The 21,194-nt window shown below is 65.6% G+C and carries 24 protein-coding genes; 3 read left to right on the top strand and 21 right to left on the bottom strand.

Annotated elements, in window-relative coordinates; genetic code table 11:
* Positions 1 to 7: 7 nt before the first annotated feature.
* Positions 8 to 523, top strand: a complete 516-nt coding sequence (locus ACO06X_RS20525; protein ID WP_087573812.1) for a GNAT family N-acetyltransferase — start codon at positions 8 to 10, stop codon at positions 521 to 523.
* A gap of 7 nt (positions 524 to 530) precedes the next feature.
* Here the strand turns inward: ACO06X_RS20525 and ACO06X_RS20520 are convergent, their stop codons facing one another.
* The 11 genes from ACO06X_RS20520 to ACO06X_RS20470 form a co-directional block, all read right to left on the bottom strand.
* Positions 531 to 2,276 carry a relaxase/mobilization nuclease domain-containing protein gene (locus ACO06X_RS20520; protein WP_087573817.1) on the bottom strand — a complete coding sequence of 582 codons (1,746 nt, stop codon included), beginning with the start codon at positions 2,274 to 2,276 and terminating at the stop codon, positions 531 to 533.
* A gap of 244 nt (positions 2,277 to 2,520) precedes the next feature.
* On the bottom strand, positions 2,521 to 3,330 hold the full coding sequence (locus ACO06X_RS20515) for a lytic transglycosylase domain-containing protein (RefSeq protein WP_087573811.1): 810 nt from the start codon (positions 3,328 to 3,330) through the stop codon (positions 2,521 to 2,523).
* A gap of 4 nt (positions 3,331 to 3,334) precedes the next feature.
* Entirely contained in the window at positions 3,335 to 3,679 is a 345-nt protein-coding gene (locus ACO06X_RS20510; protein WP_087573810.1) for a DUF736 domain-containing protein, read from the bottom strand.
* Entirely contained in the window at positions 3,666 to 4,268 is a 603-nt protein-coding gene (locus tag ACO06X_RS20505) for a S26 family signal peptidase (RefSeq protein WP_087573809.1), read from the bottom strand. Before ACO06X_RS20505 ends, ACO06X_RS20510 begins: the two co-directional genes overlap by 14 nt.
* The gene (locus ACO06X_RS20500; RefSeq protein WP_087573808.1) at positions 4,265 to 4,783 is read right to left on the bottom strand and encodes a DUF2840 domain-containing protein; all 519 of its coding nucleotides are present in this window, start codon (positions 4,781 to 4,783) and stop codon (positions 4,265 to 4,267) included. Before ACO06X_RS20500 ends, ACO06X_RS20505 begins: the two co-directional genes overlap by 4 nt.
* Positions 4,780 to 5,553 carry a DNA-methyltransferase gene (locus tag ACO06X_RS20495; RefSeq protein ID WP_087573807.1) on the bottom strand — a complete coding sequence of 258 codons (774 nt, stop codon included), beginning with the start codon at positions 5,551 to 5,553 and terminating at the stop codon, positions 4,780 to 4,782. Before ACO06X_RS20495 ends, ACO06X_RS20500 begins: the two co-directional genes overlap by 4 nt.
* 324 nt (positions 5,554 to 5,877) lie before the next feature.
* Positions 5,878 to 6,762, bottom strand: coding sequence for a replication initiator protein A (locus ACO06X_RS20490; protein ID WP_087573806.1), 885 nt, complete (start codon positions 6,760 to 6,762; stop codon positions 5,878 to 5,880).
* Between the two features lie 6 nt (positions 6,763 to 6,768).
* Positions 6,769 to 7,068 (bottom strand): helix-turn-helix transcriptional regulator, encoded by a 300-nt coding sequence (locus tag ACO06X_RS20485; RefSeq protein ID WP_087573805.1) that lies wholly within the window; start codon positions 7,066 to 7,068, stop codon positions 6,769 to 6,771.
* A 114-nt stretch (positions 7,069 to 7,182) separates the two neighbouring features.
* Positions 7,183 to 7,680 (bottom strand): DUF2285 domain-containing protein, encoded by a 498-nt coding sequence (locus ACO06X_RS20480; protein ID WP_421837921.1) that lies wholly within the window; start codon positions 7,678 to 7,680, stop codon positions 7,183 to 7,185.
* A 55-nt stretch (positions 7,681 to 7,735) separates the two neighbouring features.
* The gene (locus tag ACO06X_RS20475; RefSeq protein WP_366484225.1) at positions 7,736 to 7,957 is read right to left on the bottom strand and encodes a transcriptional regulator domain-containing protein; all 222 of its coding nucleotides are present in this window, start codon (positions 7,955 to 7,957) and stop codon (positions 7,736 to 7,738) included.
* A 99-nt stretch (positions 7,958 to 8,056) separates the two neighbouring features.
* Entirely contained in the window at positions 8,057 to 8,347 is a 291-nt protein-coding gene (locus ACO06X_RS20470; RefSeq protein WP_087573803.1) for a DUF2285 domain-containing protein, read from the bottom strand.
* A 474-nt stretch (positions 8,348 to 8,821) separates the two neighbouring features.
* On the opposite strand from ACO06X_RS20470, the gene ACO06X_RS20465 reads away from it, so the two are divergent.
* The gene (locus ACO06X_RS20465) at positions 8,822 to 9,244 is read left to right on the top strand and encodes a helix-turn-helix domain-containing protein (RefSeq protein WP_254911426.1); all 423 of its coding nucleotides are present in this window, start codon (positions 8,822 to 8,824) and stop codon (positions 9,242 to 9,244) included.
* Positions 9,245 to 9,392: 148 nt separating this feature from the next.
* Here ACO06X_RS20465 and ACO06X_RS20460 read toward each other — a convergent pair whose 3' ends face one another.
* From ACO06X_RS20460 to ACO06X_RS20450, 3 genes are all read right to left on the bottom strand, one after another.
* Complete coding sequence (locus ACO06X_RS20460; protein WP_087573801.1) at positions 9,393 to 9,710, bottom strand: DUF736 domain-containing protein; 318 nt, start codon at positions 9,708 to 9,710, stop codon at positions 9,393 to 9,395.
* 484 nt (positions 9,711 to 10,194) lie between these two features.
* Positions 10,195 to 10,647 (bottom strand): hypothetical protein, encoded by a 453-nt coding sequence (locus tag ACO06X_RS20455; RefSeq protein ID WP_087573800.1) that lies wholly within the window; start codon positions 10,645 to 10,647, stop codon positions 10,195 to 10,197.
* A 148-nt stretch (positions 10,648 to 10,795) separates the two neighbouring features.
* Entirely contained in the window at positions 10,796 to 10,957 is a 162-nt protein-coding gene (locus ACO06X_RS20450) for a hypothetical protein (RefSeq protein ID WP_176392285.1), read from the bottom strand.
* A 330-nt stretch (positions 10,958 to 11,287) separates the two neighbouring features.
* On the opposite strand from ACO06X_RS20450, the gene ACO06X_RS20445 reads away from it, so the two are divergent.
* Positions 11,288 to 12,181, top strand: coding sequence for a Shedu immune nuclease family protein (locus ACO06X_RS20445; RefSeq protein ID WP_087573799.1), 894 nt, complete (start codon positions 11,288 to 11,290; stop codon positions 12,179 to 12,181).
* Between the two features lie 88 nt (positions 12,182 to 12,269).
* Here ACO06X_RS20445 and ACO06X_RS20440 read toward each other — a convergent pair whose 3' ends face one another.
* The 7 genes from ACO06X_RS20440 to ACO06X_RS20410 all read right to left on the bottom strand — a co-directional run bounded on the left by ACO06X_RS20440 (position 12,270) and on the right by ACO06X_RS20410 (position 20,904).
* Positions 12,270 to 12,593: a DUF736 domain-containing protein gene (locus ACO06X_RS20440; RefSeq protein ID WP_087573798.1), complete on the bottom strand. Its 324-nt coding sequence runs from the start codon at positions 12,591 to 12,593 to the stop codon at positions 12,270 to 12,272.
* 449 nt (positions 12,594 to 13,042) lie between these two features.
* Positions 13,043 to 13,645, bottom strand: coding sequence for a DNA-3-methyladenine glycosylase I (locus tag ACO06X_RS20435; RefSeq protein WP_087573797.1), 603 nt, complete (start codon positions 13,643 to 13,645; stop codon positions 13,043 to 13,045).
* Positions 13,642 to 13,884, bottom strand: a complete 243-nt coding sequence (locus tag ACO06X_RS20430; RefSeq protein WP_087573796.1) for a hypothetical protein — start codon at positions 13,882 to 13,884, stop codon at positions 13,642 to 13,644. The genes ACO06X_RS20435 and ACO06X_RS20430 overlap by 4 nt, the downstream gene beginning before the upstream one ends.
* Positions 13,885 to 13,935: 51 nt before the next feature.
* Complete coding sequence (locus ACO06X_RS20425; protein ID WP_087573795.1) at positions 13,936 to 14,862, bottom strand: DUF2493 domain-containing protein; 927 nt, start codon at positions 14,860 to 14,862, stop codon at positions 13,936 to 13,938.
* A 312-nt stretch (positions 14,863 to 15,174) separates the two neighbouring features.
* Positions 15,175 to 16,239, bottom strand: coding sequence for a DUF7146 domain-containing protein (locus ACO06X_RS20420; protein ID WP_176392283.1), 1,065 nt, complete (start codon positions 16,237 to 16,239; stop codon positions 15,175 to 15,177).
* A gap of 8 nt (positions 16,240 to 16,247) precedes the next feature.
* The gene (locus ACO06X_RS20415) at positions 16,248 to 20,612 is read right to left on the bottom strand and encodes a strawberry notch-like NTP hydrolase domain-containing protein (RefSeq protein ID WP_087573794.1); all 4,365 of its coding nucleotides are present in this window, start codon (positions 20,610 to 20,612) and stop codon (positions 16,248 to 16,250) included.
* A 97-nt stretch (positions 20,613 to 20,709) separates the two neighbouring features.
* On the bottom strand, positions 20,710 to 20,904 hold the full coding sequence (locus tag ACO06X_RS20410) for a hypothetical protein (protein WP_087573793.1): 195 nt from the start codon (positions 20,902 to 20,904) through the stop codon (positions 20,710 to 20,712).
* Between the last annotated feature and the right edge of the window lie 290 nt (positions 20,905 to 21,194).

Genomic DNA, 21,194 nt, shown 5'->3' with positions numbered 1-21,194 from the left:
GGATTATATGCCGGAACTATCGGTCACTGCGCCGGCGCCGCTGCGTGCCGATCATCTGGTTGCCGACTTTTCGTGCCAGACCCATGAGGCGCTGGACCACTGGCTGCGTGAGCGGGCGCTGACCAGCGAGGGGCTCTCGGCGCGAACCTATGTGATCTGCGCGCGCGACGAGCCGCAGCGGGTGGCCGGCTATTACACGATCACCACAGCCCAAGAGCATCGGGCGGTTCTGCCCAGCGCGAAGCCGCGCAAGGGGCAGCCGGACAGGGTGCCCTTGCTGCTGATCGCGCGCCTCGCGGTCGACGCCCGGTGGCAAGGAATGGGTCTTGGCGCCGATCTCCTCGCCGACGCCTTGCGCCGCTGTCTTGCCGCGTCGGGCATCGCGGGCGCGCGCGCCGTCATAGTCCATGCAATGGACGATGCGGCTGCGTCCTTCTACGAACGCTATGGCTTCTGCCGCTCGCCGCTGGGTGAGTTGACGCTCGTCCTGCCAATCGAGACGGTCCAGGCGATCGCCGGTTGAAACAGGATCATAGTCCGATCCCCCGACCGCGCCCGAGCGACCAGTCCACGCCGCCGCCAGGCTGCATGGTTCCGGTGATATGCTGGCCCAGATGCTGGTCGAGCGCCGGCCGCCAGGGCACGAGCTGGAAGCCCACCGCGTCGTCGATCATGGCGAAGCGCCCCGAAGCCAGAGTGACGCGCTCGCGATAGACGCCGCTCACATAATCGCCTGGCCCCGAAGGGCGATGGGCAAGGCCGGTGCGCTGCGCGATGGCGTCGATCTGCTGCTCGATCTCCTTCTCGCGAAGCGTCGCGATCAGATCACGCGCGAACAGGAAACCGGTCCCGCGCCGCTGGGCGAGCCCCTGGGTTTCGAGATGGCGGGCGCGCGCGTCCATCGCGTCGCGGACCTCCTGCCCGAACCCGTTGCCGGTCGCGACGGACTCGCGCGCGATGAGCTGACGGTCGAGCCAGGTCGCACCCGGCGCTTGTACCTGCTCGGCCAGCGTAAGGTCGGAGCGCGTCGCCAGCGACAAACGACTAATGCCTTTCACGTCCTGCCAGACCCGTGTCTCAACAATCGCACCGGCTTTGGCGTCACCGGTCATGTCGATGTCGCCGAAGCGCAGATGATGGGTGCGGCCGTCCGCGCCATCGATCACGGCATAGGCCGAGCCGGCCAGTTCGTCATGAAGGCCGCGCTCGACCAGCCGACCGATGATCGGATCGGCCGGCGTCGCCTGATGCAAGGCGATGCTGGCGGGATCGAGCGCGCGGGCCTGCCCCTGCATCGCCCGATGCATGGTCTTGATGATGTCGGTGCGGATCGAAAGATCGCGCAAGGTCTGCTCCGCGTCGGCGCGGAGCGTCCAGACTGCCGGCCCCTGATTATTGGCGAGACCCAGCCGTTCGAGCTTCTGCGCCCGCCCGATCAGCAATCGGTGCATCTCCGGATCATCGCCCGTCTGGGGGCGCAGATCGACGACGCCCGCCATCTCCTGGGCCATGCGCTCCAGCCGGCGATCGAGGCTGGTCCAGCGATCGGCGTCGACTTCGCGTTCGAGTGCGCTCCGGATATCCTGCTCGCTGCGCGGCCCCAGTTCCAGCGTGACGCGGGCCTGCGCCCGATCGCGCATACCTTCGCGGATATAATCACGGTCGATGACGAGATCGGCGCCGGTGTCGTCCACCCCGCGCAGCAGCACATGGATATGGGGATTGTCGGTGTTCCAGTGATCGACCGCGACCCAGTCGAGCCGGGTACCGAGATCGCGCGCCATGTCGTCCATCAGCTCGCGGGTGAAGGCACGCAGGTCGGCCATGTCGGCCGCATCCTCCGGGCTGACGATGAAGCGGAAATGATGCCGGTCCTGTTCGCAGGTGTCCGCGAAGGCCTTGCCATCGGCGGCATCACCCCGCGCATCGAACAGACTGGCGTCGCGCCCGTCGCGGGTAACGCCGTCGCGCTTCAGATAGGCGATGTGCCGGGCGAGCGGCGCCGCGCGATAGCGGCTGCCACTGTGCCGCACGACGCGCGCCTTGATAACGACGCGCCGGGCGTTGGCGGGCGAACGTGCATTGAGGCGAGCGATACGGCCGCGGCCATGACGCCCGGTCCCACGCCCCCGCGACGGTCCTTTGCGGCTATAGCCCGCCTTCGCGGCCGCGCGCTTCACCTGGGCCGCGAGACTCTGGGCCTTGCGCCCTACCCCCCTGCCCGCGTCCCCGCTCCTTCCCGGCCGCACCTCGAAATCATCGTCGCCGATGATCACAGGAGCCTCGCAGATGGCGGTGCCACCCGCTGACGCTTTGCATTGACGCGATAATTCCGAAAACGCGCCACCCGGGGCAATGCCGAGCCACCCGGAAAAATCCCACAATCCCAACCACATAACGCCCCACAGGTGGCGTCCTTTTTATCTCGCCTTCCCTTTTTCCCTTCAATTCCTGTGACTTGCCTTCCTTTCCACCACACTACGCCCTGCGCCGAATGACGCCTGCGAACGCCAGCGCGGCTCATCGCTCGCTGCTCCCCGAGACGGGCGCGAACAGCCCATGCGAAGCGAGGGTGGAGGCGCGTGAAGAGCGCATGGCAGACTGAGAGGGTGGAGCGGAGACAAGCCGTTCGGCCTGCGCGGAAGGTGCTGCACCGGATGCCGCATCGTCGCTGTCCGGTTCGCCATCGCCGCGCAGCACGAACAGCGTCGCGCTGCGCCAGGAGGGCCCGGCCGGTGCGATCGGCGTGCGCGAAACTACCGTCAGATCGGCCGACGCGGCGACGCCGGATGTGCCGACCATCGGCGCGATCTTCGCCACATAGGCGATCGTTTCGGCGGGTAGCGAACGACCACGCTGGCGCCAGTCGTCGACGCGGCCCGGCCCCGCATTATAGGCGGCGAGCGCGCTGGACAGATCGCCATAGCGGTCGACCATTTCGCGCAAGTATGCCGCACCGGCGAGGATATTGGCGCGCACGTCCCAGACATTGCTCCCCAGCCCATAGCGCGCGGTCAGCGTGCTCCAGGTGCCGGGCATGAGTTGCATGAGACCCATCGCGCCGACCGGCGATGTCGCGTTCGCATCGCCGTTGCTTTCGACGCGCATCACCGCCCATATCCACGCTTCGGGAATGCCGAAGCGCTGCGCCGCCTCGGCAACATGCGGGGCGTAAGGATGCGCGGCGATGGAGGCGACCTGCGCCGCCGCCGTGCCGGGCACCAGCAGAGCGATGACCGGGAAGAGGAAGGAAGCCGTGCCGGCAAGGACCGATGCGGCAGTGAAGCGAATGGCGCGGCGATGGCAGCGCGAAGCGAAGCGAGGCTGCATCGTCCTATTCCGCTTTGGGACGCCGCAGCCGCGGCGACCAGAGCAGCACATGTGCGTCACCGTCGCGATGGGAGCGCAGCAGATTGGCGCGAACCGGGCGCGAGAAGGACGGGCAATCGAGCTGGAGCGCGATGAAGCCGCCGGCCTTGCCGTCATGGTTCCAGCCGGAGCCGACCTCCAGCCCGATGCCCTCGGGCGCAGCGTCGTCGGCGAGATGGATGCGCCAGTCGGGCGCGCGGCCGTGGCCGGTAAAGCCGGTCGGCACGAGCCGCAGCGGCACGTCGAGCGTGAGCGTCAGCAAACGCCCGACGAAGCCGTCGCCGGATTGTTCAAAGCTACCGATCTGCATGGGACTTCTCCTTTTGCGTGGGGAAATGGTCTGAGCGCGCGCTACCGAAGCGCCAGCGCAGCGGCGCGTTCGGCGTGTCGCGGGTGAGGATCGGCGTCGCGCGGCCGAGCAGGCCCGCAGCCGGAACGGCCCCAAAATAGCGCCCGTCAAAACTGTCCGGTGCGGCATTGAGCAGGAACAGCTCGCCATCGCGCAGCACATGGCAGCCGCGCCAGACCGGCAAGGGACGGCCGTGGCTGTCCGCGGATTTCGCTGTCGCGACGCGGCGCCCGTCGATCGTCACCGTCGCATCGCGGCGGCAGATCAGGGCACCGGGCCGCGCGGCGACATGCTTGAGGAGCGGCACGCCGACAGGCAGATAATGGCGCTGCGCCATGATCCGGCCAAGCGCGGGCGGCGGCATGACGGCGACCATGTCGCCGACCGCCGGTTCGCGCAGCGGATTGATCGCATAGAGCCCGATCGGCGCGCTGGCGCTGGCGTTCCAGAGCAGCAATTTTGGCATGGGCAGGATGAGCGTGCTCACCGCCATGCCGATCGCCACGCCGGTCAGATGCGGCACATAATAAGAGAGCGGAAGGCGGCTCATTGCCCCAGCGCCTTGCGCTTGAGCCATGCCTGATGGCGCTCCATCGTATAGGCGCGGAACGGCTCGCCGGCGGAAAGCCGGTTGTGGACGTGGCGCCAGTGATCGGGCGCGATATCGCAGGGATCGAGGCCTTCGGCCTCGACCTGATCGATCGCCTCGATCACGGTGCGTACCCTGGGCCAGCCCTGGATCGAGAGCAGCAGTTCCCCGCCCGGCCGCACGAAAGGCACGGTGGTATAGGGCTCACCGCTGCGCACCGCGCGCAATATGTCGATGCGCGAATGGACGGTGCCATAGTCGTTGGCCGACCAGCGCACGAACGCGACGACGGCATCGGGCCGGAAGGCAAAGATGCGTGTCTTGCGCGTGAGGATGCGTTCGCTGGCGATCCGGCCGAAGCGTATCCAGTGCTCAAGCCGCTTCTCGATCCAGATCAGTTCGATCTCGGTGCGGTCATGGCGAAGCGGGACGGCGATGCCCGAAGGCACGCGCGCGCCGGGCGGCGGCTGGGTCATGGAAGGTCTCCGGAAAGAGGCGGTGCAGGGAGAGGAGGTGCGCAACCGAACGGCAGCGCCGCCGCGATGCGGATGCTCGCGCGGCGCGCCATGTCGGCGTCGATTTCGCAGCCAATGGAGCGCCGGGCGGTGGCGCGGCAGGCCTCGCCGACCGCGCCGGAACCTGCAAACCAGTCGCCGACGTGACCGCCCGGAGGACAACTGTTGCGGATCAGAATTTCGAGCAGGCCGACCGGCTTTTGCGTCGGATGGATGGCACGGCCATGACAATTGCGTGCATAGATGACCGAGCGCATCAGCCGGGGACCGCCATCCTGGCTCACATAGCAGCCGGCATCGATCTGCCCGGTATGCGGCGGACGATGCTTGCGCCGGGCGGTGCGCGCCGTCGCGTCGGATGTCGTCTGGACGTCATTGTAGATGTCCGACCAGCGCGCATCGTCGCGATAGAATTGGACGATCAGTTCATGGACACGCTTGAAGCGATCGGCATGAAAGGCGCTGCCATTCTGCTTTTCCCAGACCAGTTCCTGCGCATATCGCAGCCCGGCAGCGCGTATCTCGGCGCCGAGCGTGAGGAAGCTGCGCAGCGAACCGAACAGCCAGAGCGATCCTGAAGGCGCGAGCGCATTGTGCGCGAGTGCGAGCCAGCCCTCGACACGCCGATCCCAGCCCAATGAGGTATCGTCATAGGGCGGGTCGGCCAGAATCATGTCGAACGGCGCATGAGCCGGCATGAGGACGCGACAGTCGCTGGTCAGCAACGTCATGGCTGCGCACCCGCATGGCCTTGAAGAGGAGACTGACCGTTGCGCCAGTCTACGATTAAAGGACAACCAGTCTCCGGTTTAAGGGGAAGATCAGTCACCGATCACCCCCAGTCTTCGCTTTGCCGAAAACCGACACATTCGAACGCCGATCGTCCACAAACCGGCAACCGGTTAGCAAGAGTCCGAAGGACTCTATTGTTAGCACCGTTAGAAGGGGCGGATTCGTCGCAGATTTCCTGCGAGTCGCGCGGGCTTGAGGTTTTTGATAGGCCAAGCGGACGGTTTTCAATCGGCCAGGTCGCGCGGTTTTTAATAGGCCATGTCTCATGGCCGGTTATCCACAGGCCTGAGCTTGAGCCGGCGCATGGCGCGGTCGAGCGGATCAACCGGGGCGGCGACGAAGTTCAGCCGCTCGCGGCCGAAGCCATATTCGATGGTGAGGATATAACCGGGAAGCGCCTGTCGGCGGACGATACCGCGCACCTCGAACGCGAATTGCTTCAATGGCGAGAGCGCACCTGACTTGAGATGCAGATGCGCGATGTCGAAGCTCCAGCCGCCAGGCTGATGACCGCCATGCTTGCGCACGATGCGGTAGAGCCAGCGTTCCAGGCCACCGGTGAGATCGAAATAGGCGCGGTCGATGGTCAGCACGAGCGCGCGATCGACGACGCCAGCATAGAACCAGTCGGGCAGGATCAGTTCGATGCCGAGCGGTCGCCCCTGGCCATCGGCCAGTTCGCGCCATTCGTTGATCCAGGAAAAGCGATGACGGCGGCGCTGGTGCTGCTGGCGGATCGACGTGGCGACCGTGGTGGACTGCAGCCGGTCCAGCGCGGCCTTCAGGCGGTCATAATGATCGCGCCCGATGCTGCGGCCTGTGAAGGCGAGGATTTCATGGGGGGTCGTGACCATCAGCCGTGAGGTCGGGCGGCCGGCATCGCGCGCTTCGACGATCTGGCTCGCCGCCCAGATCAGGACATCCGCGTCCCAGATGGTCGCCATCCCGTGTTCCGGCACCGCCTCGACCGAGATCCATGTCTCGCCCATCCGGAAATCGATGGGCGCGGTGCGTTTGCGCTTGGCGAGGCTGAAGAAGGGCCAGGACATGAGATCCTGCGCATCGCGCGGGGCGATGTCGCCCGGCACCGACCGGAACAGGTCGAGCTGGGCGCGTTCGCCGGAGAGGGGGGAAACGGCGCGCGACATCGCCGGTCAATCCTGCCGGAACCGGCGCTGCGCGGGCAGGACGGTGCCGACGCCGGGATCGGAGGTCGATTTGCGCGTTCCCCGCGCCGCCCAGGCGTCAAGATCGTCGATCGCATAGACGATGCGACCGCCCAGCCGGCGATAGACCGGGCCGGTGCCAAAGCAGCGATGCTTTTCGAGGGTGCGGGGAGAAAGACCGAGATGCGTCGCGGCATCGGGGGTCTTCAGATAGCGCGGCCGCACGATCGCGGCCGGATTGGGCTCGGCGAGATAGCGTGGGCGAGCGGCGGTGGGCTCGGGCTCCATGATCGTCCTCCTGACAAGAGCCGGCAGCAACGGCGCTGACCGGCGATGAGGAGGGCAGGATTGGCGAGCGCGATGGCGTCGAAGAAGGGACAGACAAAAAAAGAAATTATGTCCCTATGGGCCGCCCAGCAGGGTGCGATATCCTCCTTCGACGAGTCGCATGGCCTCGGCGAGCCAGCGGCGCAGGCGCTTGCGCTCGGCGCTGTCGACCCAGTCGCCTGACGTAATGCGGGCGCAGGACGGATCGACGAGCACTGCGGCCATGTCGCGCAAGGGAATGCCAAGACGCGCGCCATCGAGCAGGCGCAGGAGGATATGGAGATGCGATCGTCGTGCCAGCGTATCCCAAAGCCCTTCGGGAGAAGGCTCCCGCATCTCGCCGCCGATCCGCGCCATCAGCCATTGGGCGGTGCGGGCGCGTGTACGGTTCGACGGCTCGAAGGGCAGCAGGATCGAACCCCAGCGATCCGCATCGGGCTCGATGCGCAGATGAACGATCGTCTCGCGCTCGCCCATCATGGCATGGAGACCGTCCTCGCCCTCCTCGACGATGGTCAGGCCCTGCAACCTGCCCAGTTCGATCGGCGCCACGCCGGCGAAGAGCGCCGGCATGCGGCCGATCAGCACGGTGAAGCGATTGACGTCAGCGCGCCAGATGATGCGGCGGTCAGGTGCCGGCCGGGATGGATCGACCAGGAAATCGCAGCCCCCACCGCTGGGCGGTGACGGCTTCCTCCTTTCGATCGGGATTTTTCCGGCGGGCGATTTGATCGAAATCATGGTGGTATGCAGGATTGCGCCGCAGAAACTCGAAAGCGGCGATGCCGATATCGGCATTGTCGGGAAGACGCGCGGGTTCCTCCGCGCGCCAGGCGTCGGCTGGCGACATGGTCCCCTCCCTTATCTTTTTGGGAAGGCAGGCTATCGCGTCACGGGAAAGGCGAATAATGCGCCTCGAGGCGTCAGGGACGCTACGGGAAGGACTGTTTCAGTCCTTTTTCGGCGATTCGCTACGCCGCATTTCCAGTGCGGCCAGTTGCCGGTAGCCCACCTCGGTCATCCAGCGGGCGCGAGCAAGGTGGGCCTCATGAACCTGATGTGCGCGGACGGGCTCGCGCGCGGCGTCGATTCCGAACAGGGTTTCCACTGTGTGCTGCCAGGACGTGCCCGGCGCCTTCTCCGCATCGAGCAACTGGATATAGGTGTCGAGATGCGCGAGATCATAAGCGGTGAGCACATCACTGCCCGGCGGAGTGTCCTCGAAAGGCACGATCGACATGTGCAGACATCCTTCCCTCACCCCAAGGCTGACGCGTCATGCCGTGCGCCACGCGGCCAGACGCGTGCCATTTCCTCGCCTCTGTGAACCATCCATTTTGGATCGATTGATTTTAGCGCCTTGACAGCGCCCGGACGACTCTTTCGCCGGATGCTAGTTTTCACGGATTTAGAGAGGGTTAAGGCCTCGAACCCGGTGGCCAAATTATTTGTCGATGACGTGAGGGGAGCCTCGCCGGCGTCTCGCGCGAGTCGCCTGACTGCCATCGCGATCAGGTTCAGCAAGAAAATCTCCAGCCTGGCCTCATTCTTACTGGCAGAATCCACGAGAGCCCCTCCCGATAGCCATTGTCGGTGTTGGGAGTTTCTCTAATCTCCGTCGCCAAAAAGCTGAGCTTTTCGAGTTTCTTAGCGGACCGCATTTTGTCGGTAATTTGCGGACTGGGCCAAAAATGTTGGAAGAAGGCGAACCGACGTGAAGGTCGCGCTTCGCTTCGATCACGGCAACAAGCGGGAAAGAGCTCAAGAACCGTCGCCGAGTTCGGTATTTACCGACATAATCCGTTCATCTTCCAACAACGACAGCCATGCGGCACACTGGCTTTCAGCGCGTCATGTAGAGAATACTCCGTGGTTAAATACTCTTCAAGAGTGCGTGTTTCCGGTCATGGAAATCCGGGAAACCTTTGCCGCCAACCTGCTCAAATATCGGCGAGCTGCTCGCTTGTCGCAGGAAGAACTTGCCCATCGAGCGCAGATAGATCGCACCTACATCAGTGCGCTGGAGCGGTGCGTCTATGCCGCCAGCATCGAGGTGGTCGACCGGCTTGCACGGGAATTGGGCGTAGAAGCTTCTGATTTGCTGGTTCGCTTCTCCCCACCCGGTCATGAGGCATAGCGCCGGCCACGCTCTGTCATCATCCTGTATGAATTGTCCCGTGCATTGGGCGTCAGCCATATCGATCTGGTGCGGCCCGACGATTGACCTTGAACGCTGCACGCGTCGGGGCGCCACCCGGCCGGTGCCGGGTGGCGCCCTGTCCGGCTCAGTCCCGCGCGCGGCGGGTCTGCCGGTTCCAGACCAGATCATAGCCGCCGTCTTCTGCTGCGAAGAGCTGCGCGAAGATCGGGGCGACGAAGCTGGGATCGTCGAGCTTGACCGAGAGATAGGGGCGGTCGTCGCTGGTCCGCTTCTCCCAGGCGGCGCCCACTTCGGCGTCTCCCACATAGATGCGGTGGCTGGGCGCGTTGCCGCTGGCCTCGCTGTCCGGGACGAAACGAACCGCCTTGGCCTGAAGCCCGAGCGTGACGATGTCGCCCTTGAGTTCACCCGAGACCTTCTTGAAGCTGCCGATCTTTGCCATTGCCTTTGTTCCTTTTGCTTCGAGCCCGCGACCATCGCGGCCTCGATGCGCAAGGGGAGCCGGCAGGCGACGGGCGCCGCAGCCTTCGGCCCGCAGCGCAGCGAAGGACGGCCGGCTGCCGATTTTCTTGGATCCGCGAGGAACGGCGGCACGCCGGGGGAAGAAAATGGGCGGAAGGCCGTTGCGGCAAGCCCGTCGAGCGGTACGCGATCCTGTCGGCATGACGCGCATCGAACCGAGGCCGCTCTGGCGCGGGCGGGCAAAGGCGCCAACAGGCTGGCGATTCCGGCATCTGGAGGTCGGGTAACCAGGAGACAACGGATGCCCCGGTACATGGGTTAAGCCTTCCTTGGCACCGGACAGGGACGCCCGTCGCGTCCAGCCACCGCGTCACTGTGGAAGACATCGGGCCTGCCGCCCGGAATGCAGCCAATGACCGGCCTGTCGGCTTTGCCGCGATCCCTCCGTGCCCTCTCGCGCCGCCTTATTCGGCGGCGGGAAGCGATGGCATCATGGGCTGCTGAACCTGTCCGCCCGGCTCGAAGCCGGTCAGCCGGGTCCAGGCGGTGCCCGCGATCAGGGCGGCGCCCAGACCGCTCAGAATGGTGAGCGTCGCACCGGGATCGATCGCGAGGCCCAACACACCATGGACGGCCTGATAGCCGGCAATGCCCGCTGGCAGGACGAAGAGAAGCGCAAGCGCGAGCCGCAACAGCGGCGAGCCCGACAGCGCGAAGAGCAATTGCCCGGCGAACAGCGTCGCGAACCCGGCCGCAAAGCCGGCAAGGATCGCGGGCGCATAGCCGCAGCCGGCCCCGTGCATCCAGAAGGCAAGGCCGATGCCAGCGTAGAGGGGCAGTGCATAGACGGCGAGGCTGAAGAGCAGCCAGAGCATATAGAGGCCGGCAAACAGGCCGAGAACGAGAAAGATGGTCATGGATAGCGTCCTTTGCATGACGAATGATCGTCGGACGCGCCCGCCACCACCTCCACAGCGCTTGTCTTGCAAGAAGCAACATAGCGCCTGAAGGGCCGAAGCGAAACAGATATTGCGTCGCTTCGACAAGGCAGGGTCGCCTTTTCGATCAGGAAAAGGGATCATATTCGCGGACCAGTTCGGCCGGATTGCCGTCGAACTCGTCCCAGGGCATCACCGCATAGCCATTGCCGGTCCGCACGATGACCATGATCGTCATCAGCGTCTTGGCGAGGTTCCAGGCGAGCGACTGGGCGGTCTTGAGCGGCATGGACTATACTCCTGTCGGAAGGAGCGGAAGACCATCCTCCGCTCGACAGGTGCCCCGCCGGCCGGGGGCTGGCCGCAATCACCGCGCCGGGACATGTCCCAAGCGGCCGCACGCTTGCGTAGCGGACCCCTTGCGGGTTGATTGAAGGAGGCCGGACTTCGGCCACAGGGATCAGCGCCGACACACGAGCGAGGTTGGACTTTTGCGTTACGGGCAGGCCCCATGCCGCGCCGCCCGGTCGCTCGCTTATGGCGCAAAGAATCTGATGGTCAGCACATGCGCGAGCCGCGTACAGATTCAGGATGACCGCATGACCAGTTCAGGGAGACAATGGGCTTGCCGAAATCCTTATCTTGCGAGATTGAAACCAGGCTGGCCGAATTCGACGAGCTGATTGCGTCACCGAAAGCGAACGAGAACGCCATTCAGGCATTTCTCGAGGCGAACACGATGTTCATGCCGACGCCGGACATGCTCAACCATCGGGTCCACATGAACAGCGTGATCGCCAAGTTTCCCGTCGGCGAACGATCGACCGATTATGCTTATCTGACCAAATCCAGCATCGAGTGGCGCCTGGTGCTGGTGGAACTGGAAGACAGCAGCAAGCCGATCTTCAAGAATTCCAGCAAGAATGTTGCCTTCAGCACCGAATTCAACGACGCGGTCGCGCAAGTCGACGTCTGGCGCGACTATGTCCATCAACATCCCGATCGCCTGCGCGACAAGCTGCGTCCGTTGATGGTGCCTGCGCCGATGGCGCAGCACCGGCTGTCGGTCCGCTACGTGCTGGTGATCGGTCGCTCGGCGGAATTTGAGCATCATGATGCACGCAAATTGCGGCTAGCCGGTTATGGCGCCGAACGCGATCTCACCATCATGACCTACGACACCATCCGCCGGGAGGTCGCGGCGGGGCACAACAAGCCGAAAGCGGTCTTGCGCGCCAATAGCCGCGGCTATCGCCTGCAGTCGGCAGAAGCGATGCCGACGATCATGTTCGCGCATATGAGGCCGGCTGAACTCGAGCTATCGGACATCGCCGAAGCCGCCCTGCGCGCCGAAGGCTATGACATCGATGCCTGGAAGCGGAACGAGCCGCTGGTCTTTAACGATAAATGGACCCGCGATTCCGAGCCGGCCCTGTATGAATCCATGCATCCCGCTGTCCAGAAATTCATGGCGCGGCAGAAGAAATCTCGGCCCGGCGGCCATTCCGGTTGAACGGCCGCCGGGCTTTACAATGGCGATGCAGAACCAAGGGCAAGGTTCCGGCCCCACCCGAAGGCGGGGCCGCCGCAGGCCCTGGGGGTCAGGCCGGCGGATTCCAGATGATGACCTTCTTCGTCGGATCGTCGCCCGGCGCGTTGGCGATATTGCCGTAGATGGGAGCGTCGAACTCCGGCGCCATCATCGACACCGAAGTATATTCGGCGCCGGTGGTCTGCGAGAAGCGGTTCCAACCGCCGCCCAGCTCATATCCGGTCTTACGGCTGAAGATGCGGTAGTCGGGCTCGCTGTCCTTCACCTTGCGGCCGTTGGGGACGATGGCGATCGGGGCCTGGACGGTCAGGGTGGCGAGCATGCCCTCCATGCTGCCGTCATTCTTCACGGTGAGGTTGGCGATCGTGGCCATGACGAAAACTCCTTGTGGTTGCTCGGGGACCATCCCCGATGGCGCCCACAGGAGAGACCGGATGCCGACGTCACCGGAGCGTCAGCGCAGGGGAACCCCTTGCGGGTTGACGGAACAAGGCGGCCGAGGCTCGTATCAGGCGACAAAAGAGGGGTTGGTCTCCAGCAGCCCGGAGAAAGTCCGCTGTGGCCATAGCCGACCTGTCTGAAGATCGGTTGCAGTGGCGCATGCCTATCGCACGCCTCAGCCCCAGAATTGCAGGCCTTCCCACCGCCGCCCCAGGGGCATCGCATCAGCCCGCCGCGCATCAGGCGCGGCGCGTCGCCAGGTTGCGGCGCAACGCTTTCCCGCAGACCTTCGGCGATCGTACCGCTGTTCGTGCCGCATCGGGTTCGGCTGCATCGCGCCATCGCCATGGGCCGGGCCGGACGATATTCGGGAAGATCCGCTCAGCCCGGCCGCCGGAACGCCTCACGGGCGCGCTGCGCTTTCGCGCGGGTGACGCAGCCTTGCGCATGATCGTTGATGAGGCCCATCGCCTGCATGAAGGCATGGACCGTAGTCGGACCGACAAAAGCCCAGCCGCGCTTCTTCAGATCCTTCGACATCGCAATGGACGCAGGCGAGGTTGAGGCGAGATACGGGATATCCGCGCCCTGCGGCTCGAAGCTCCAGACATAGGCAGCAAGCGATCCGGCCTCGCGCACGAGGTCCTGCGCCCGGGCGGCATTGTTGATCACCGCCTCGATCTTGCCGCGATGCCGCACGATGCCCGCATCCTGCAGCAGGCGTTCGACGTCGGCCTTATCGAAGGCCGCTACGCTGTCGATATCGAACCCGTCAAAGGCCGCACGAAAATTCTCGCGCTTGGTGAGAATGGTCCGCCAGGACAGGCCGGACTGGAAGCCCTCCAGACTCAATTTCTCGAACAGGCGGCGATCGTCATCGACCGGAAAACCCCATTCGCTGTCGTGATAGGCGATATAGTCGTTCGACGCCGCGCACCAGAGGCAGCGTGGTTGCCTATCAGGTGGCGTGAACAGGACGCTCATGTCGTGTGACGCAAAGGGGCATCCAGACGCAGCGCCGTGGTTTTGCGCATGCGCCTCACCCTCGCGATCACCTGTGTCACGCGCGCAGGCGACAGGTTGAACTGGCGACCGAGCGCTGCATAACTGGCGCCTTCGCTATGAAGCCTTTCAAGCTCGGCGTTGCGAGCAGCCTTGCCCGTCATCGAAAATCCCCTGCTAGAGTCCGCCAGCCCGTGCGGCAGATATATGAGATAGGGCATCGACGTTCATGAGCGCAAGATTTTCGTTCTTGTTTCGTTTCAAATTCCGGATCACCCGGCCCGTTTCCGGAAATCCCAGACGCGGATGCCGAGCTTGCGGGCCTTGTCGGCGAGATTGTCCTGGATGCCGGTGCCGGGGAAGACGATCACGCCCTTGGGCATGTCCGCCAGCATCACATCGTTGCGCTTGAACGGCGCGGCCTTCTTGTGCCGGTTCCAGTCGGGACGGTACGGATCCTGCGGCACATTGCGATCACGTGCCCAGCAGGCGGCGATGCGTTCTCCGCCGGTCGAGGTCGCGCCGTGCCTGAGGATCATCGTCGGCAGTTGCTGATGGACCTTATCGAGCACTTTATAGATGCGCTGGTGATCGTTGTAGTCGGCGCCGCAAGTGAAGACGATGCGTACTCCCTCGGGATCGAGCAGCCGCTGCTTCTGATAGCCGCGCTTCTCGACATGCTTGCGGCTGTCGAGCACCGCCGAGGTCAGCGCCTTGTGGTTGACCATCGGCCCGGAACGGGGAAGCCAGGGTTTGCGCAGATGGATGCGGAACTGGTCGGCGGCGGCATCGCGGAAAAACTCCATCGTGTCGCGGCGTTCGATCATGGTGATGCCTTCGGCGATCGCGCGTTCCAGCTCGACCGACTTGACCTCGCTGCCATCCTGTTCGCGCTGCATGCGCTTCTGCGCCTGTTCATTGTCGTCAAGCTCGCGTTCAACACGTTCGCCGGCGCGGTGGAAGACATTGACGATGCCCCAGGCGAGATCCTCAAGGTCGGGTTCGATTCGCGTGTCGATCAGGCAGGAGACCAGGGCATCGAACATTTCGGCGACCGCGCCGCCGGCGATGCGGTCGTCGGGCAGCGGGCGATGATCGGGTTCATCATCATAGGGCCGGTAGCCGTAAAGCTGCATTTCCTGAAGGAGATAGGCGGTGGAGCCGGGCTGCGGATCCTGGGGCTGGTCATCATGCGTCATCGAAAGTCTTCCGTGCCTGTCAGCCGCGCCTCTCGCGGCCTTCGTGGCGACGGCCAGCGGCGGGCGGAACGGGACTGCACCGCAGCCCCTGGGGTGCGGCCGGAGCAAAGCGGAGGATGGCGCAGCGGGGGCTATTTTGCCTCGCGATGCAAAGGGGCTTCAGCCCCGGCGGAAAATAGCCCCCCGCGCAGCCATTGCCGTCCCGGGCCGACTGCCGCAGTCGCCCTCTCCCGAAGGCCGGTGGCGTGGCGTCTCCTAAAGGCCGGAGCCGATGGCGATGATCCACCAGCGCAGACGGTGATCCGCTGCTCCTCAACCGAGCGTCAGGAAGCGCGCGGCATCCTCGGCCCGCAGTTGACCTCGAAGCCCTGCCGCCAGACGCTCCCGCCCGAAGGCCATAAGGTCGTCGTTGAAATCGCCGAGCCTCGGTTCAAGCGGCACGATCTCGATCCCCGCCGGGATCGTTCGCTGGGTCAATGTCTTCAACGCCCCCGCGCCGGCAGGATCGTCGTCGCGCGCGACATAGAGGCGCTTCAGCCCTGCCGGGAACAGGATGGCGGCGAGATGGGCGGCGGAGAGCCCGGCGATCGCGGGCATCACCGGCATGACCTGGCGCAGCGACAGCATGGTCTCGATGCCTTCGCCGGCCATCATCACCGCGCCGGCACGCCCGAACCGCACCCCGTTTCCGAGCAGGTCGCCCATGGCGCGGCGGGGATAGGCGACCGGCGCCTTGGCGGAGCCGTCGAGCGCGAGCCAGGTGCGATGCGCTCCGGTGATGCTGCCATCGAGATCGGTGACCGCAGCGATCATCGCCGGCCATGCGGGACGAACATCGGGGAGGTCGTCGTCCGATGCCCGATACCAGCAATGCGGATGGAAGCGCAGCGCCTCGCACCCCGTGAGATTCGTGATGTGCCGGGACGCGAGATAGGTTCGGACCAGGCTGCTGCCGATCGGCTTCGATCCGCCATGAAGCCGCCGCGCGGCCTCGGGCGTTCCGGTCGGCGCCTTGCTCCGTCTGAACGGCTCGTTCTCGACCGGCGGCGGCATGGGCAGGCTCAGGAAATGCCGGGCCTCGTCGAGCGTCTCGCGCAGGCTGTGATGCGAGCAGGCCGCGGCGATCACGTCGAGCAGGTCGCCATGATCGCCGCTTTGCGCATCGGTCCACTTGCCCGCCGCCCCGCGCCCGTCTGGGGACGCGGAGAGACGGACATAGAGGCTGCGTCCCGGCGTGTTCCGCACATCGCCCACCAGCCAGTAGCAGCCTTCACGATGGCCCTTCGAGAGATAATGGCGACACACGGCCTCGGCGTTGTCGGCAAGAGCAACGGCAATCTGGCTGGCCGGACTTGTCAGCATTTTGGTGGGCATCATGGGGCTCCTCAGGCGGCCTTGCGCCCGGAGATCCGCTCGACCGGGAAACGATCGAACAGACGCTCCAGCACGCCGACGCCGACAGCCCCTGTCGGCACATAGAGCTTCAGCTTCCACGAGACGATCTCGGAGATCAAGCCCATGGATTTGAGGCGCTCGACGCCCAGATCGTTGAAGCCGGTCAGTTCGATCCGCCAGTCATTCATCGCGCGAACGCGCTGGAGCTTCTGGTTCTGCGCCAGAAGCAGCGCGGCTTCGCCCGACATCAGCAGCGCCATGGCTTCATCGCCCGTCAGCTTGACCGGGCCGTCATCATTGGCGACGCGCGCTGCCCAGGCCGGAGAGACGCGCCGACCGATGATCCGCTCGCCGTCATCGCTCTGCAACCGGTAAACGCGGGTCGATTCGTCCGGGAGCAACTTCCAGATCGGTAGCAACAGGCCCGAGACCATATGCAGCGTCGAGACCTCATGACTCGGCAAGCCGGCAAGCTCGGCTGCCCAGGCAGCGCTGAAGGCATCGCGCCCCACTTCCTCCCAGTGGCCGGCAAGCAGCATCTCGGCCGGGATCACGCTGTCGGTGAGTGGCCAGACCAGGCGCACGCGCGCATGGATCGCACCGTCATCATCGGTCACGCTGCGCGCCCGGCGCTGGATCGCGGCCTTGCCGGTCCTGGCATTCACCAGCAGCTTCGCGCCGCTTGTCTCGGCCTGTGCGAGGGCGTCGGCCAGCGACAGCGGGGTCAGCCGGTCCTTGCGCTCGATCGTCAGCAGCGCCGTCTGTGCGCCGGTGCCTGGATGAGTGTAGATCGGCGCGCGGCCGACGACGCGGAAGCTCTCGGCCTGCAAGGTCTCGAGGCCCACCTCATAGCTTCCCGACGCCTGCGCCTGTTCGATCCGGGCAGTGAGCAGACCTTCGAACGCCTCGAACAGCAGGTTCTGCATCGCGACGGTCAGCGCCAGCATGCGGTTCAGGAAGATGTTGATGCCGGGCAGCTCATCCTTGAGCCCGCCATCGCTGTCGAGCAGTGACAGGCCGGTCGCTGCCTCGAAGCGGGCGAGCGAGCAGCCCTCGACCTTGCCGCGCGCGAGCAGGACATAGAGCTGGCGCAGCGCATCGCGCGCATACCAGCTTTCCAGATTATCCTCGGGACGGAACATATTCTGCCCGCCGGTCTGGCGCTGGCCGCGCGTGATCGCGCCCAGCGAGTCCAGACGCCGGGCGATGGTCGAGATGAAGCGCTTCTGCGCCTTCACATCGGTCGAGACCGGCCGGAACAGCGGCGGCTGCTTCTGATTGGTGCGATTGGTCCGCCCGAAGCCCTGGATCGCGGCGTCCGCCTTCCAGCCCGCTTCGAGCAGATAATGCACGCGGCGGCGCTGGTTCACCGCGCCGAGATCGGCATGATAGGACCGGCCCGTGCCGCCCGCTTCGGAAAAGATCAGGATGCGCTTCTGATCGTTCTGGAAGGCGTCGGTCTCGAGCAGCGCCGCCGAGGCCGGACGGTTCTCGACCGCGAAGCGCACCGTGCCGTCGTCCCGCTGCTTCGGCACCACGCGCCGCGAGCGGCCCGTCACCTCCGCCACCATCTCCGTCCCGAAATGCTGCACGATCTGGTCAAGCGCACCGGGAACGGGCGGCAGCGCGGCAAGCCGCTCGATCATCGCATCACGCAAGCGCACCGACTCGCGGTTGACGATCGGATTGCCCTCCGCGTCATGGACCGGCCGGGACGAGAGATTACCCTCGCCATCGGTGAACGGCTCGTAGAGCTGCACCGGGAAGCTGTGCTGCAGGTAGGAGAGAACGCCGTCCCGCGGCGTGATGTCCACCGACACGTCATTCCACTCGTCGGCGGGGATTTCGGCGAGACGACGCTCCTGCATCGCTTCGCCGGTCGAGACGATCTGCACCACGGCGGCATGGCCCGCCTCCAGATCGCATGCGATGCTGGCGATGACAGCGGGCGTCTGCATGCTGGTGATGAGATGATTGAAGAAGCGCTGGAGCATGCCTTGGTAGGCCGACTTGGCCTGCGCCTTGGCCTGACGGTTCAGCGTGCCGTGACTGGCGCTGGTGACCCCGGCGGCTTCGAGCGCGGCGTCGAGATTGTTGTGGATCACCTCGAACGCCGAGGCATAGCTGTCGTAGATGCGCACCTGCTCAGGCGTCAGCCGGTGCTCGAGCATCTCATATTCGACACCGTCGAAGGATAGCGAACGGGCGGCATAAAGCCCGAGCGCCTTCAGATCCCTCGCGAGCACCTCCATCGCCGCGACCCCGCCATTCTCGATCGCGGTGACGAACTCCCCGCGCGTCGCGAACGGGAAGTCGTCGCCCCCCCAGAGGCCCAGACGCTGGGCATAGGCAAGGTTCTGCACCGTGGTCGCGCCGGTTGCGGAGACATAGACGATGCGGGCATTGGGCAGTGCATGCTGCAGACGCAGTCCGGCGCGGCCCTGCTGCGAAGGGGCGACATCGCCGCGTTCGCCCTTGCCGCCGGCGGCATTCGCCATCGCGTGCGCCTCGTCGAACACGATCACCCCGTCGAACTCGGTGCCGAGCCACTCGACGATCTGCTCGACCCGTGATTTCTTGCCGCCGCGCTCAGCCGAGCGCAGCGTCGCATAGGTCGTGAACAGCACGCCCTCGTCGAGCCGGATATCGCTGCCCTGCTTGAACCGCGAGAGCGGCGTCACCAGCAGGCGCTCCTGACCGAGCGCGGTCCAGTCGCGCTGCGCGTCCTCTAGCAACCGATCCGAGACCGATAGCCACAAGGCTTTGCGCCGGCCCTTGAGCCAATTGTCCAGGATGATCGCGGCAACCTGCCGGCCCTTGCCCGCGCCGGTGCCGTCGCCGAGGAACCAGCCGCGCCGGAAGCGGACACTACCCTCGCTATCCTCGGGCGCGGCGGTGACCACGTCGCAGGTGGCATCCACCTTCCAGGCGCCCGACATATGCCCGCTATGCGCTTCGCCCGCATAGATCACGGATTCGATCTGCGCGTCGGAGAGGATACCCAGCGTGGCGAGTTGCGGTGGCAGATGCGGCCGGTAAGAGGGCCTGGGCGGCGCGACGGAGGCCATCGCGGCGGACTGGACCAGCGGGGTCGGATGCGCGCCCGCGCCCGGAATCACGAGCGACTGGAGCGCATAAGGCTCATAGATACTCTCGCCGAGCCGGTCGGCGGGCGGCGTCCAGTCGATCGTCTTATAGACGAGTTCGACCGCTTCGGCCTCCGGGACGGCGGGAACCGAAGGTGTGGCCGTGATCGGTGCTTTCGCCGGAGCGCGCGAAGCCGATGCGGTGACCGGCAGGACCGCTGCCGGCGACGGCGTAACTGGTGCCCGCGGCGGCACGGTCTCCAGCACCCAGCCAAGCAGCGTGGCGGTATCGGCCGCTATGCCCGTGCTCGCCGGCAGCACCGTGGGATCGTCGGCCGGGAGCTTGTCGATCACGGTCAGCCGCGTGTCGATGGTCGTGCCATGCTTCGCATAGACCTTGCCGTCGATCGCGGCGGTGAACACCACGCGCGCGGACGCCTGCAACGTTTCGAACGCATCGCGCCAGGCCGGCGCATCGGGCGAACAGCTCGCGCCCGTGATCGCGACCAGCCGGCCACCCGGTTCGAGCCGGGCCAGCGCCGATGCGATATGGCGCAATGCCGCGTCCTTCATCGTGCGGTCGACATGCGCGACCGCCGAGAACGGCGGGTTCATCAGCACCACGCTCGGGCGCACGACGCCGGGCAGCCGGTCGTCGATCGACGCGGCATCATGGTTCGAGACGGCGATGCCCGGAAACAGAGCCCCAAGCAGTTCGGCGCGGGTCTCGGCCAACTCGTTGAGCGTGAGGCCCGCCCGCGCCAGCAGGGCATGGACGGCGAGCATGCCGGTGCCGGCCGAAGGTTCGAGCACATGATCGCCGGGCACGAGCACCGCGGCGACCGAAGCGACATAGGCAAGGCCGGGCGGTGTCGAATATTGCTGGAGCGCATGGGAGGTTTCAGAGCGGCGGGTGTGCGTCGGCAGCAGGGTGGCAATCCGTTCGATCAGCGCCAGCGCGCTGGCGGGCGCACGGCCGATGATCGTCTGGCCATAGCGGCGCAGGAACAGGATCTCGGCGGCCTCGCAGGCATCATAGGCGTTCTTCCAGTCCCACGCGCCTTCGGCGTCGGTCCCGCCAAAGGCTCGCGACATCGCCGCGCGCAAGGTTGCGGCGTCGATCGGTCGCCCGGCCTCCAGGCTGGGCAGGATGCCACGCGCGGCGGTGAGCAGGGCAACGCCCTGCGAAGCGAAGCCGGATGGAGCAAGGCCGGGTGCAGCCGCGAGGGGCGCGGCGCGAAGCGCCGCGTCGGACAGGGTGTGGGTCATGGGGGCAAGTCTCCGGGAGAGCGCGAAAGGGCGAAGCCCGCCGGACGCTCTCTCTAAGCCCGGCCGGGTTCCCCCTTCCCGGCCAAGCCTCTCCCTCTCACCCGGGCTCGATATCGAGGTCTTCCTCGACGCCCAGCGCCTTGAGCCGCGCATGATCGTCACTGCGCACGATCTCATAGTCGTCTGACCTGTGCGTGAAATGACCGGCCCAAACTTCGCCGAGTGTCGCCCAGACGCCATCAGGCCAGACGGCAATGTCGTCGCGGTGATAGGCTTGCGTGTCCTGGGTCATGGTCGTCTCCGTTCTCGTGCGGGACAATCCCCGCAGATGCCGGAAACAAGGGCCGGACGAGACCGTCACCGAGCGTCAGAGAGGGGAACCCCTCGCGGGTTGACGGACATGAGGCCGTACCTCTTGCCGGACGTCGGTCAGGCGGGATGGAGCCGTGCAGAGGCAGATGACCATGCCCGAAGATCGTGAACATGGCGGTCGCTTCTTCGCCTGAACCCGCCATGGGAAGCGGTGGAATGGCAGATCGCGCCCCCGGCGTCGCTTGAGCAGCTTTGGAGTAAAGGCTGCAA

This window comes from Novosphingobium sp., assembly GCF_965229225.1.
Lineage (GTDB): Bacteria > Pseudomonadota > Alphaproteobacteria > Sphingomonadales > Sphingomonadaceae > Novosphingobium.
Note: the sequence above shows the minus strand (reverse complement) of the source record. Positions and strands in the feature narration are given on the sequence as shown.